Raw genomic sequence first — 12,438 nt, 5'->3', positions numbered from 1 at the left:
GGTCATCCTTTCACCGCGCCCGCCATGATGCCACTGACCAGCTGCCGACCCGCGACCACGAAGAGCACGAGCAGCGGAAGGGTCGCGAGCACCGCACCGGCGAGCACGATCGAGTAGTCGATGTAGTAGCCCGACTGCAGCTGGCTGAGCGCCGTCTGCAGGGTCGGGTTCTGCGGGGAGAGCACGATCAGCGGCCACAGGTAGTCGGTCCACGCCGTCATGAAGGTGAAGAGTCCGAGGATGGCCATGGCCGGTCGGGCCGCGGGGAGCCCGACGGTCAGGAACGTGCGGAACTGGTTCGCGCCGTCCATGCGGGCGGCTTCGATCAGCTCGTCCGGGATGACGTCGACGAGGTACTGCCGCATGAAGAACACCCCGAACGCGGTGACGAGGGTCGGCACGATGACGGCGCCGATCGAGCCGGTCCAACCGAGCTCCCGCATGAGCATGAACAGCGGGATGATGCCCAGCTGCGTCGGGATCGCCATGGTCGCGATCACGAAGATCATCATTCCGTCGCGACCCTTGAACTTCAGCTTCGCGAAGGCGTAGCCGGCGAGGGTGGAGAACGTGACGACCGAGATCGTGATGATGCCGGAGATCAGGAACGAGTTGCCCAGCGCGAGCCAGAACGGGATCGCATCGAAGACCTTGGCCGCGTTGGCCAGGAAGTTGCCGCCGGGGATCAGCGGGAGGGTCTCGCCGCGGGTGGCGTTCGTGCCGCTGGCCACCACCACCGACCACCACAGCGGGTAGACGCTGCCGATGATGAACGCGGCGAGGAGCCCGTAGGTCAGGAATCCGGGGCGGCTGCCGATGCCGGCGTTGCCCCCGACGGCACGACGCCGGCGGATCTTCTCGGGGACGCTCAGCGCCTGGGTGGCGGTCATCGCGCGTTCTCCTCGGTGGTGGTGGCGATCGTCGTGGACGCGGCAGCCGTGGCGGCGGCCGCGGCAGCTGTGCGTGTGCGCCGGCGCTCGGCGCGGTTCTTCGGGCCGTCGCCGGTGGAGATGCGCCGGGAGATGAGGAAGTTGATCACTCCGATGCCGACGATCAGCAGGAACAGCAGGATGGCGACGGCGGAGGCCTCGCCGAGGTCGCGGCGGAAGAACGCCAGCTCCCAGAGGAAGAGCACCGTGGTCTGGAACTGCCGGTCACTGCCGCCGATGCCGCCCGCCGTCGAGACGTCGAACAGGCGGGGCTCGGCGAAGATCTGCAGCCCGCCGATCGTCGCGGTGATGATCACGAAGATCAGGGTCGGACGGATCGTGGGGATCGTGATCGAGAAGAAGCGGCGGGCGGCGCCTGCGCCGTCGAGGGCGGCCGACTCGTACAGGTCGCGCGGCACCGCCTGCATGGCGGCGAGGAGGATCAGGGCGTTGTACCCGGTCCAGCGGAAGTTCACCATCACGGCGATCGCGATGTGCGACAGGGCGGTGTTGTGCTTCCATTCCTGGTCGGCGATGCCGATGAGGTTGAGCAGGTTGTTGGCCAGGCCGTCGGCCTCGTTGAAGATGCTCGAGAAGATGATGGCGACCGCGACAGGGGTGACGACGAACGGGATCAGCACGCTCATCCGCCAGAAGGTCGGGGCGCGGAGCCCCCGGTCGAGGAGGTAGGCGATCACGAGCGCGACCGCCAGTTGCGGGATCGCGGAGAGCAGGAAGATGCTCAGGGTGTTGCCGATCGAGTTCCAGAACATGGCGTCGCCGAGGATCTCGACGAAGTTGCCCACGCCGACGAAGTCGCCCTCGCCCTTGAGCAGGTCCCACTCGTGCACGGCCACCCACACGGTGTAGAGCAGCGGGAACAGGCCGACCAGCCCGAACAGCAGGAAGAACGGCGAGATGTAGAAGTACGGGGAGGCGTTCTGGTCGAACCGCGAGACGCGGTGGCGCCAGGGGCGCTTCGGCGGGGCGGCCGGTGCCGAACCGGATGCCGTGCGCTGCTGCTCCGCAGGCGGGGCGGTGAGAGTCATGTGCGTTTCCTTGTCCACGAACCGGGGCTCTGAGCCCGTCGAACGGTCCGACCGGGCGGTGCTCCGACAGGCTCAGCGACCCGGCGCGGGCCGCTGAGCCTGTCGAATCGGAAGGATGGGTCAGTCGACGAGCTCGTTCAGGAGCTTGATCGCCTGGTCCCAGGAACCCTGCGTGTCGGTCTCGCCGCGGTCGAGGCTGCTGAGAGCCGGGCCGAAGACGTTCTCCTGGATCACCGAGTCATCGGCACCCTTGAACTGGGCGACGACACCCTTGGCACGCTCGGCGAGGATCGCCCCGGTCGGAGCGTCGTTGAAGAACTCGTTCGGCGTCGCGTCGGCGGCCAGGGTCTCCTGCGCCTTGATCGTCGAGGGGAAGTTGCCCGCGGCGGCGGACTGCTTCACCTGCTGCTCCGGCTGCGTCAGCCAGTCGGCGAGCTCAGCGGCCGCCTCCTTGTGCTGCGAGGACTCCGGGATCGACAGGAAGGCGCCGCCCCAGTTGGCTGCGCCGCCGGGGAACACGTCGGCGAAGTCCCAGCCGGTGGAGGCGTCGCCGCCGCCGGCCTCGACCTGACCCTGCACGACACCGAGCATCCAGCCCGGGCACACGAAGGTCGCGAAGGTTCCGTCGACGAACGACTTGCCGCCGTTCCAGTCCCAGGCCGTCTGTGCAGCCGACTGGCCGCCCTCGGTCGCCGCACCCAGCAGCTCGAAGCGCTCCTTGAGCTCGGCGTTGTCCTCGACGTTCAGCTTTCCGTCGGTCGTGTAGTAGCCCTCGTCGAGCTGGTTGACCATGGCGTTCCAGACGAAGCCGGAGTGGTCGTACCAGGCCTTGCCGGTCTTGGCCGTGTAGTCGGCGCCGACCTTGAAGTAGTTCTCCCAGTCGCCGTTGAGCAGCTCGGCAACGGACTCGCGGTCGCTCGGCAGACCGGCGGCCTCGAATGCGGCACCGTTGTAGCAGATGCCGCTCGGGCCGATGTCGGTGCCGTAGCCGATGACGCGGCCTTCGGCATCCGTCGCCTGACCGTACTTCCAGTCGACCCAATCGGCCTTGCGGTCTTCGATGCCGTAGTCGCGCAGGTCGACGAAGGTGTCGGAGACGTCCATGATGGCGCCGAGCCAGCCCTCTTCGATCGCGACGACGTCGCTGAGGCCGGAGCCGGCGGCGATCTTGGTGAAGGCGTCGGTGCGGGCGTTGCCGCCGGTGTCGATGTTGGTCGCCTCGATCTTGACGTTCGGGTGCGCCTTCTCGTACTCCTTGTAGAGGTCGTCGTAGCCGAAGGTGCCGAACGTGGTGACGGTCAGCGTGACATCCTCGTCGGCACTGCCTTCGGGGGCGCCGTCGGCATTGCCGGCGCAACCGGCGAGGGCGAGGGCGGAGACGGATGCCACGGCGGCAATCGCGAGGATCCGGTGGCGGGCACGTGTGTTCACGGTTCACTCCTTTGTGGTGGGGGTCGTGCGGTCTTGCTGCTTTCGGGACGTCGTGGGAGCGCTCCCACGAACTGAGCAGTCACTCTATGGGAGCGCTCCCACGGTGTCAAGCCGTGCCGGTTGCGACGATCGTCCGAGGTTGGTGACGATCGGCCGAGGTGGTGACGACCCACCGGAGGGATGCCGCGGAAACCTCGGCTGATCGTCGCCCGGTCGGCGAATCGTCCAGATCAGGTCGAGCGGCGTACCCTTGTCCGGTGCCCGAAGCCGCCCTGTCTCCTGCCCTCGTCCGCGCCGAAACCCTGATCCGCAACGTGCCGGACTATCCGCAGCCGGGCATCATCTTCCGCGACATCACGCCGCTCCTCGCCGATGCCGAGGCCCTGCGGGTCACGACCGAGGCGATCATCGAGCCCTTCGCCGGCCAGTTCGACGTGATCGCCGGCATCGAGGCGCGCGGCTTCATCCTCGCCAGCGCCGCCGCGATCGCCGCGGGCGTCGGCCTCATCCCGATCCGCAAGGCGGGCAAGCTGCCCCGCCCCGCGGCATCCGTCGACTACGCCCTCGAGTACGGCACCGCCACCATCGAGATGCACGACGACCTGCCCGCCGGTTCCCGGGTGCTGCTCATCGACGATGTGCTCGCCACGGGTGGCACGCTCGCCGCCGGACGCGAACTCGTCGAGCGCCTCGGCAGCCACGTCGTCGGCATCTCGGTGCTGTTCGAGATCGACGGCCTCGGCGGTCGCGAGGCCGTCGGCGACCTGCACACCGTGTTCCACTCCGCGTAGGCAGCTCCCCTCGGGACGGTAGACTGGGTGCGCCCCTCCGCCCGCGACTCTTGGAGCCGTCATGCCCACCATCGTCGTCGACGTCATGCCCAAGCCCGAACTGCTCGACCCGCAGGGTAAGGCCGTCTCCGGCGCCTTCGCCCGTCTCGGCGTCGAGGGCTTCACCGACGTCCGCATCGGCAAGCGCTTCGAGCTCACCGTCGAGGGCGAGGTCACCGACGAGGTCCTCGCCGAGGCCCGTCGGATCGCCGACGAGGTGCTCTCCAACTCCGTGATCGAAGACGTCGTCGGCATCGAGGTCGCGGAGTGACCACGCGCATCGGCGTCATCACCTTCCCCGGCTCGCTCGACGACCGCGACGCGCAGCGCGCCGTGCGCATCGCCGGCGCCGAGCCCGTCGCCCTGTGGCACGGCTCGCACGATCTCGAGGGCGTCGACGCGCTCGTCCTCCCCGGCGGCTTCAGCTACGGCGACTACCTGCGCGCCGGCGCGATCGCCGCGCTCTCGCCGATTATGTCCGAGGTGAAGGATGCCGCCGCCAAGGGCATGCCCGTGCTCGGCATCTGCAACGGCTTCCAGATGCTCGTCGAGGCGCACCTGCTGCCCGGCGGACTGATCCGCAACAACCACCAGCACTTCGTGCGCCGCGACCAGCGCCTCACGGTCGAGAACTCCGACACCGCCTGGACGAACGCGTTCCGCAGCGGCCAGGAGATCGTGATCCCGCTCAAGAACGCCGACGGCGGCTACATCGCCGACGAGCAGACCCTCGACCGCATCGAGGGCGAAGGTCTCGTGGCGTTCCGCTACGCCGGCGTGAACCCGAACGGGTCGCTCCGCGACATCGCCGGTGTCACGAACGAAGCGGGCAACGTGGTCGGCCTCATGCCGCACCCCGAGCACGCCACCGAAGCCGGCTTCGGCCCCGACACCGCAGCCGCCATGCGCAGCGGTGTCGACGGACTCGACTTCTTCACGAGCGCCATCGCCGCCGTCGCCCGCGTCGCCGCCTAACCCGACCCACCCCCTTCGGTTCGAACCAGCCCCTTGCGTCTGCACGCACGGGGGCGGCTCGTCCTCAAGAGGCCGGGTCGACCGGCAGCACGAACGGGTTGTCCTCCGCCGACGCGAGCAGGTACCACGCCGTCGCGCCGGTGTGCAGGCTCGCGTAGTAGAGATCGCCGAAGCCCGAGTCGAGGCCGTCGTTCGAGGTCGCGACGATCCCCTTGCCGTCGCCGTTCGGGGCATCGCGCTGGGCCAGACGGATGCTGTCCAGCAGTGTCTCCGCCGTCTCGGCATCACCCGCACCGTCGCGCAGCCGGAGAGCCAGCGCCAGGTGTCCACTGCCCTCGAACCACGCCTTCGACACGTCGACCTCGCTGATCGACGGTCCGGTGTAGGGGCCGTCGGTTGCGATCAGGTTCTCCAGGGTCCAATCCAGTGCCGCCCCGTAACGCGGGTCGCCGGTGGCGAGCGAGCTCCATGTCTGCGCGTCGAGGGGGATGGGCCGGGTGTTGATCGTCGAGCCGTCGAGGCCGGTACCGGTGTTCACGTGGCCGTCGGCGCTCTGCATCGCCGCGACGAAACTCGCGGCGACGGCCGCCCGATCTGCCCACACCGTATCGCCGGTGAGCTGTGCCAGCTGGGTGAAGAACCCGGCCACGTCGCTGTTGTGCTCCGTGGACTTCCAGGTCAGTGACGTGCCGTCCTCGAGCTGGCCGCCGGTGTAGCCGTGCGGCGCCCGGGCCATGTCGGCCGTGTTGTCCTGGATCCACTGACCGACGCGCAGCGCCCCCTCGAGGTACCGCGGGTCTCCGGTCGTGTGCGCGAGTCGAGTGAGGGCCATCCCGACCCAGGCCTGGTTGCCGGCGAAGGTCCCAGGGCCCGTGATCTCCACTCGCCCCTGCCGGATGCCATGCGGCTCGTACGACGCGCGGGTGCGCCCATCGCCGATGGGGTCGTTCTCCTGCACGAAGAGGAGGGCGTCGCCGATCGTCCGCGCACGTCGGATGTCGTCCGGCAGACCGCGGGCGGTGTACGCCATGACCACCAAGGCGTCGTCGTAGACGAACGACGGCGTGAAGTCCCAGCTCGGCGTGGTGAAGAATCCCCCCTCGTAGCTGCGCGGCAGGCAGCGGCCCTCGCCGTCGCAGAACTGATCGACGCGCGCGTCGAGGAACTCGTAGGCCAGCGTGACCGAGCGCGAAGGATCCGGGATGCCCTCCCCGGACGTGGAACCGTCAGCGGCGGCGAAGGCACCCGAGACGGCGGGCACGGCGGCCGCGAACACCGCGGCGACGAGCGCGGCGGTGAGTACCGCCGGCATCCTTCGGCGCGACGAACCGGACATCGGAAACCCCTCTGGCAGGACCACGGTCCGCGTGCGGTCCGTGGGCGGCCGGACGGCCACGTTAGGAACATTCGCACAGCGAGGGCCCCCGCAGAAGTGGCGAAGGTCTAGTTTCTCCGCCTGTTCTCGCGCCTCACGCGGGTGCGAGGCTCGGCTCAGCGGATGCCGAGTTCCTCGGCGATCACGAGAGCAGTGCCGCCGAGCAGCACGATGTCGTCGCCGCGCACGGCCACGCGGATGTCGAGGGCATCGGTGACGATCGCCAGCGTCTGCTTCTCGATCGTCGTCTTGGCCTCTTCGAGGAACACGCCGCCCACGATGTCTTCCGGGCCGGACAGCACGACCTGCTCGAGCCCGAGAGCCGTGACGACCGGAGTCAGCACCCGTCCGAGGGCCCGCCCCGCCGCACCGAGGACCTCGGTCGCGGAGGCGCCGGGCTCGGCCAGCAGCTGCCGGATGTACGGGACGGCAGCGACCACTTCCAGGCATCCGCGGCGACCGCACCGGCACCGCGCGCCGTCTTCGTCGATGAGGACGTGACCGATCTCTCCGGCGGTGAACCGATGACCGGTGACGAGCGTGCCCTGGACGACCACGCCGCTGCCGATGCCCTGTCCGATCCGCACGAGGACGAGGTCGTCGACGGCGGGTTGACCATAGGTCCGGGCGGCGAGGGCGGCGGCGTTGGCATCGTTGGCGATGTGCACCGGCACGGGGACCACCGCGGCGATCGCCGAGCCGACGTCGAGGTCGTGCCAGTCGAACGCGACCGCCTCCCGCACCACTCCCTCGGCGTTGACGACGCCGGGCGACCCGACGCCCACGCCGAGCACGCGGACGGTGGAGCGTTTCACGAGGGCCGAGGCCAGCGCGCACACCTTCTCGAGGAGTGCGGGTCCGGTCGCCCCGTCCATCGGCACGCTCATCGAGTGCACCACTTCGCCGTCGAGGCTCATGATGGCACCGGTGAGTTCGGCGTACGCCGAGAGGTCGAGGGTCACCACGTGATAGGCGTGCGGGTTCAGCGCGATGGACGTGCTCGGCTTGCCGACGCGCCCTCCCGAGCTCGGCTCGTGCTCGAGCACGAGCCCCTCGGCGATGAGGTCATCGACGATCCGGGAGACGCTGACCCTGGTCAGTCCGGTGACCCTGGCGAGGTCGGCACGGCTCATCGCTGCTCCGTGGAACAGCGTCCGCAGGATCAGCGAGCGGTTCACCTGACGGGTGTGCTCCGGAAGCGCCTTCTCCGTGCCGCGGCTCGCCACGATCGCATCCGCTTTCCTCGACCCCATCAGGCACGCCCCCGCTCATGACGGCATCCGACCCCCGTGGTCACGAGATGCCCAGCTCCGCCGAGAGTACCGCGACGGCCGCCCCCTGCAGGCCGAGCAGCCCGCCGTCGGAGCCGATGTCGACACCGATCGGCCGCGTGGTGGCGGGGAGGGTACGAGCGGTGAGGCATCGCTGCACCGCGGCGGCGAAGTCGTCGTCGAGGACGTCTTCGGGACCGGCGAGCACCACGCGGGTGGCACCGAGCACGGCGATGATGGGCGCGACGGCCGCGGCGATCGCGTCGGCGGCGTCCTGCACCACACTCTCCCGCGACTCCCCCTCGTCCATCCGCCGACGAAGCTCGGGGATCGCGACGATCGATTCCAGGCATCCGTGCCGGCCGCACGCGCAGGCCTTCTCCCGGTGCGGGGCCACGACCACGTGCCCGATCTCCCCCGCGGCGAAGTCCTCACCGACGATCAGCTTCTCGCCGACGATCAGTCCCGCCCCGACACCCCGCTGGATGGTGAGGATCAGGATGCTCCGACCGTCGTTCTCGCGGAACGTGTGCACGGCGAGCGCCATGCCGTTCGCGTCGTTGACGATGTGCACGGGCACCCCGAAGCGTTCGTGCAGAGCGCCCCGCACGTCGGCGTCGAACCAGCCGAGGTGCGGCGCATACCGGACCACACCATCCCGATCCACGAGGCCGGGGCTGCTCACGCCGATGCCGAGCACGGGCGCCGGCGCCTCGCCGATCAGCTCTTCCACCATCGCGATGACCCGGGCGATCGTGGCGGCGGCGTCGCGTCGATCGACTTCACCGTCGAATCGCGTGAGCGTCGAGGCCTGTCCGCGCAGGTTCATCACCGCTCCCCGGAACGCCTGCTCATCCGACAGGTCGAGGCTGATGATCGACCGCGAGTCGTCGTCGATGGCCACCAGGGTCGCAGGCTTGCCCACGCGCACAGCGGCGGAATGCCCCGCTTCCACGAGGATGCCCTGCTCGATGAGCTCGCCGACGATCGCCGACACCGTCACCTTGTTCAGTGCGAACAGGCGAGCGATGTCGGCCCGGCTGCGCGGTCCTTCGTGGAACAGCGCCTGCAGCAGCATCGCGCGATTGCGGACGCGGCCGTGCTCGGGGAGGGCCTTGGTCGTGATGCGGAGTTCTGCCACGGCTCCATCCTCCCTCGTCCGGATTCCGGCCGAGATGTTCGGGGCGTCCTCAGCCACGCGCACGTCGACGCCGGGGCAGGAGTACGGCGCCGATCCCCGTCACGACGGCCGCTGCGGCGATGAGGCCCACCGGGGCCGCGGATCCGCTCTCGGCGAGAGCCTCGCCACCGCCCTCGGCATCCGCCGGCGCGCCGGTCGGCGCCCCGGTGCCGGGGGTGGTCGGCGGCTCCGCGTCGACGGCCAGGCGGAACGGGTTGTAGCCGGTGACGGCGAGCAGATACCAGGAGGTCGCACCGGTGTGCAGGCTCGCGTAGTAGAGGTCGCCGAATCCGGTGTCGAGACCATCGCTCGACGACGCGACGATGCCTCTGCCGTCGCCGTTCACCGCTTGGCGCTGCGCGAGCTCGACGCTGGAGAGGATCTTCTGCACGTACCCGGCATCGCCTTCGCCGCCCCGAGCGCGCAGCGCGAGAGCGAGCTGACCGCTGCCCTCGAACCACACCTTCGAGACGTCGGCGCTGCTGAAGGCCGGCCCTTCGTAGGGGCCGTCGACCGCGTGCAGGTTGTCCACCGTCCAGGTCAACGACGACGAGTACCGGTCGTCGAGAGTCGCGAGATAGCTCCAGGCCTGCGGGTCCTCGGGCGTCGGGTAGTAGTTCGTCGTGACACCGTCGGGGTTCGTCCCCGTCCAGAGGTGCCCGTCTTCGTCCGCCTGCATCGCGGCGATGAACCCCTCGGCGATCGCGGCGCGGTCCGCCCATACGGTGTCGCCGGTGAGGGTCGCGAGCTGGGTGAAGAACGCGGTCACATCGATGTTGTGCTCGGTGGATTTGAACGTGAAGGACGTGCCCGCGGCATCCTGCCCGCCCGTGTAGCCGAACGGCGCCCGGACGGTGTCGGCGGTGTTCGTCTCGATCCAGTCGCCGAGGCGCACGGCGCCATCGAGGTACTTCTGCTCCCCGGTGACGTCGAAGAGGCGGGCGAGCGCCATCCCCACCCACGCCTGGTTGCCGGTGAACGAGGCCGGGGAGCCGATCTCCACTGCGCCGTCGCGGAGGCTTCCCGGCTGATACGAGGCGCGGGTCCGTCCGTCGCTGTAGTCGGGGTCGTTCGCCTGGACGAAGAGCATCGCATCGCCGATCGAGCGCGCGCGGCGGATGTCGTCGGGCAGCGCCCGCGCGGCATACGCCATCACGGTCAGGGCGTCGTCGTAGAGGAACGACGACGTGAACTCCCAGGTCGGCGTCGAGAAGAATCCGCCCCGGTAGCTGCGCGGCAGGCACATCCCGTCGGCGCTGCAGTACTCGTCGACCCGCCCGTCGAGGAACTCGTAGGCCGCCGCGGCGGACGCGGCATAGTCGGTGCTCCCGTCGGGGCTCACGAACCAGTCGTCCTCGGCCGTCGCGGCAGCGGCCGAGGCTGCGGGAGCGATGCTCACCGCGATCGCAGCGGCCACGACGGCCGAGATGAGCACACGTCGCAGGGGTGTTCCCGATGATCTGTCCATGACGCTTCTCTCTCCGATGAGGTGCACGATGTCAGCCCTTGACCGCGCCGGCCGACATGCCGGTCACGAGGTTCCGCTGGATGATCATGAAGAACACCACGACCGGCAGCGCGAACAGGGTGGCCGCGGCCATCTGCCCGCCGTAGTCGGTGCCCATCTCGCCACCCACCGAGACCGTGAAGGAGTTCAGCCAGACCGGCAGCGTGTAGTTGGCCTGGTCCTTCATGAACGTGAAGGCCACGATGTAGTCGTTCCAGGCGGCGATGAACGCGAACACGCTGCTCGAGATGATGCCGGGCATCACGAGCGGGAACAGGACCTTCGTCAGCACCTGCCAGGTCGACGCGCCGTCGATGCGCGCGGCCTCGTCGAGTTCGATCGGGATGGCGAGGAAGAATCCGCGCATGACCCAGATCGAGAAGGGCAGGACGCCCGCGACATAGGCGAAGATGAGGCCCCAATAGGTTCCGAGCAGCCCCATCGAGTTGAAGATGAGGAACTGCGGAATGAGCAGCGCGGTGGCGGGCAGCATCTGGATGATGAGGATGAGCACCAGGATCGGCCGCCGTCCACGGAACCGGAAGCGCGAGAGGGCCGCGGCGGCGAACAGTCCGAGCACGATCGAGAAGATGACCGCGCCGGCGACGACGATCACCGAGTTCTGCAGATAGACGAGGAATTGGCCCTTGCCGATCGCCGTGAAGAAGTTGTCGAGCGTCGGCGACTCCGGAAGGAAGTGCGGGGTGCTGCTGAGCATCTCGGACCGCGGCTTGAACGCCGTGTTGACCATCCAGTAGACGGGGAACGCCCACACGATGCAGAAGAGGATCGCGATGGTGCTGCTGATCCAGGGCCGGCGCCGGCGGCGGCGCGTCCGGGTGGTGGTGAGGGTCACAGGTCTTCTCCCGAACGCACGAGGTTGCGGATGTAGAGGGCGCTGAGCGCCACGAGGATGAGCGTCGACGCGACCGCGATGGCCGATCCCGCCCCGATCTGCAGGTTGCCCGAGAAGGCGGTGGTGTAGGTGAAGACACCCAGGGTGGATGTCGCCCCGTCCGGGCCTCCCTCGGAGATGAGCCAGATCTGGTTGAACACGTTGAAGTCCCAGATGATCGAGAGCATCGTCACCAGCAGCATCGTCGGTGCGATCGAGGGGAGCACGACGACCCGGTAGATGTTCCACTCGGAGGCTCCGTCCAGACGCGCGGCCTCTTTGAGTTCGGGCGGCACCTGCGTCTCGGCGGCGTAGAGGGTGAGGGCGATGAACGGCACGGCCTGCCAGACGACGAGGAGCCAGATGCACACCCAGGCCAGCGTGGGGTCGGACGCCCAGTCGACGCTCGTCATGTCTCCGAAGAGACCCGTCTGCGTCAGCATCCAGTTGATGACGCCGTACTGCGGCTGGAACAGCCAGGACCAGACGATCGAGGAGGCCACGTTCGGCATCGCCCAGGCGAGGATCAGGACGACCGTCGTGAGGTAGCGCAGCGACGAGGGGAGTCGCGTCATCAGGTGGGACATTCCCGCACCGATGATGACACTGCCCCCGACCAGAGCGGTCGTGAAGAGGACCGTCCGCAGGAGCGACCACCAGAACTCCTGATCGGCGAGCACGGCGGCGTACTGGTCGAGTCCGACGAACGAGAAGGCGCCGGTGAAGAGCGTGCGCTGGTTGTAGTCGGTGAACGACGTGAAGACCAGGAACCCGATCGGGAGCAGGGTGACGAACAGGATCATCAGGCCCGCGGGCGTCAGCAGCCAGAACGGAGCGGTCGATCGGCGCAGGCCCTTCTGCCCGTTCTGCCGGGGCGCGCGCGGCGGAGTGGTCGTGGGGGTCGGGGGTGAGGCAACAGCGGTGTCGACCAAGGACTCGCCTTTCGTGGTGTCGGGACGACGGTGTCGCCGGGGACGCGGTCGTCGTCGGACGCGG

At 68.9% G+C, this 12,438-nt stretch carries 12 protein-coding genes; 3 read left to right on the top strand and 9 right to left on the bottom strand.

The window, feature by feature from the left end:
* Window positions 1-2: 2 nt before the first annotated feature.
* The 3 genes from HCX50_RS02140 to HCX50_RS02130 all read right to left on the bottom strand — a co-directional run bounded on the left by HCX50_RS02140 (window position 3) and on the right by HCX50_RS02130 (window position 3,409).
* Window positions 3-890 (bottom strand): carbohydrate ABC transporter permease, encoded by an 888-nt coding sequence (locus HCX50_RS02140; protein WP_091032633.1) that lies wholly within the window; start codon window positions 888-890, stop codon window positions 3-5.
* Window positions 887-1,978: a carbohydrate ABC transporter permease gene (locus HCX50_RS02135; protein WP_167632839.1), complete on the bottom strand. Its 1,092-nt coding sequence runs from the start codon at window positions 1,976-1,978 to the stop codon at window positions 887-889. The genes HCX50_RS02140 and HCX50_RS02135 overlap by 4 nt, the downstream gene beginning before the upstream one ends.
* Before the next feature lie 120 nt (window positions 1,979-2,098).
* Entirely contained in the window at window positions 2,099-3,409 is a 1,311-nt protein-coding gene (locus tag HCX50_RS02130; protein WP_029263068.1) for an ABC transporter substrate-binding protein, read from the bottom strand.
* Between the two features lie 257 nt (window positions 3,410-3,666).
* On the opposite strand from HCX50_RS02130, the gene HCX50_RS02125 reads away from it, so the two are divergent.
* The 3 genes from HCX50_RS02125 (at window position 3,667) to purQ (ending at window position 5,214) form a co-directional block, all read left to right on the top strand.
* Window positions 3,667-4,200, top strand: a complete 534-nt coding sequence (locus tag HCX50_RS02125) for an adenine phosphoribosyltransferase (RefSeq protein ID WP_029263067.1) — start codon at window positions 3,667-3,669, stop codon at window positions 4,198-4,200.
* Window positions 4,201-4,261: 61 nt separating this feature from the next.
* Window positions 4,262-4,510, top strand: a complete 249-nt coding sequence (gene purS / locus HCX50_RS02120; RefSeq protein WP_017204254.1) for a phosphoribosylformylglycinamidine synthase subunit PurS — start codon at window positions 4,262-4,264, stop codon at window positions 4,508-4,510.
* On the top strand, window positions 4,507-5,214 hold the full coding sequence (gene purQ / locus HCX50_RS02115) for a phosphoribosylformylglycinamidine synthase subunit PurQ (RefSeq protein WP_167632838.1): 708 nt from the start codon (window positions 4,507-4,509) through the stop codon (window positions 5,212-5,214). The genes purS and purQ overlap by 4 nt, the downstream gene beginning before the upstream one ends.
* 64 nt (window positions 5,215-5,278) lie before the next feature.
* Here purQ and HCX50_RS02110 read toward each other — a convergent pair whose 3' ends face one another.
* The 6 genes from HCX50_RS02110 to HCX50_RS02085 form a co-directional block, all read right to left on the bottom strand.
* Window positions 5,279-6,550: a hypothetical protein gene (locus HCX50_RS02110; RefSeq protein WP_167632837.1), complete on the bottom strand. Its 1,272-nt coding sequence runs from the start codon at window positions 6,548-6,550 to the stop codon at window positions 5,279-5,281.
* A gap of 155 nt (window positions 6,551-6,705) precedes the next feature.
* The gene (locus HCX50_RS02105) at window positions 6,706-7,842 is read right to left on the bottom strand and encodes an ROK family transcriptional regulator (protein WP_167632836.1); all 1,137 of its coding nucleotides are present in this window, start codon (window positions 7,840-7,842) and stop codon (window positions 6,706-6,708) included.
* Window positions 7,843-7,882: 40 nt separating this feature from the next.
* A complete protein-coding gene (locus HCX50_RS02100; RefSeq protein ID WP_167381575.1) occupies window positions 7,883-9,001 on the bottom strand; it encodes an ROK family transcriptional regulator in 1,119 nt (372 codons plus the stop codon).
* Window positions 9,002-9,050: 49 nt separating this feature from the next.
* On the bottom strand, window positions 9,051-10,508 hold the full coding sequence (locus HCX50_RS02095; RefSeq protein ID WP_205828732.1) for a hypothetical protein: 1,458 nt from the start codon (window positions 10,506-10,508) through the stop codon (window positions 9,051-9,053).
* Window positions 10,509-10,539: 31 nt separating this feature from the next.
* Window positions 10,540-11,403 (bottom strand): ABC transporter permease subunit, encoded by an 864-nt coding sequence (locus HCX50_RS02090; protein WP_205828731.1) that lies wholly within the window; start codon window positions 11,401-11,403, stop codon window positions 10,540-10,542.
* Entirely contained in the window at window positions 11,400-12,374 is a 975-nt protein-coding gene (locus HCX50_RS02085; RefSeq protein ID WP_205828730.1) for a carbohydrate ABC transporter permease, read from the bottom strand. The genes HCX50_RS02090 and HCX50_RS02085 overlap by 4 nt, the downstream gene beginning before the upstream one ends.
* Between the last annotated feature and the right edge of the window lie 64 nt (window positions 12,375-12,438).

It is taken from the genome of Microbacterium sp. B19(2022), from assembly GCF_012030385.1.
GTDB lineage: Bacteria > Actinomycetota > Actinomycetes > Actinomycetales > Microbacteriaceae > Microbacterium > Microbacterium oxydans_B.
Note: the sequence above shows the minus strand (reverse complement) of the source record. Positions and strands in the feature narration are given on the sequence as shown.

Excerpts from the sequence above, each read along its gene's own strand:
- HCX50_RS02140 (WP_091032633.1), bottom strand. The coding sequence starts at position 890 with ATGACCGCCACCCAGGCGCTGAGCGTCCCCGAGAAGATCCGCCGGCGT.
- HCX50_RS02135 (WP_167632839.1), bottom strand. The coding sequence starts at position 1,978 with ATGACTCTCACCGCCCCGCCTGCGGAGCAGCAGCGCACGGCATCCGGT.
- purS (WP_017204254.1), top strand. The coding sequence starts at position 4,262 with ATGCCCACCATCGTCGTCGACGTCATGCCCAAGCCCGAACTGCTCGAC.
- HCX50_RS02110 (WP_167632837.1), bottom strand. The coding sequence starts at position 6,550 with ATGTCCGGTTCGTCGCGCCGAAGGATGCCGGCGGTACTCACCGCCGCG.
- HCX50_RS02105 (WP_167632836.1), bottom strand. The coding sequence starts at position 7,842 with ATGGGGTCGAGGAAAGCGGATGCGATCGTGGCGAGCCGCGGCACGGAG.
- HCX50_RS02095 (WP_205828732.1), bottom strand. The coding sequence starts at position 10,508 with ATGGACAGATCATCGGGAACACCCCTGCGACGTGTGCTCATCTCGGCC.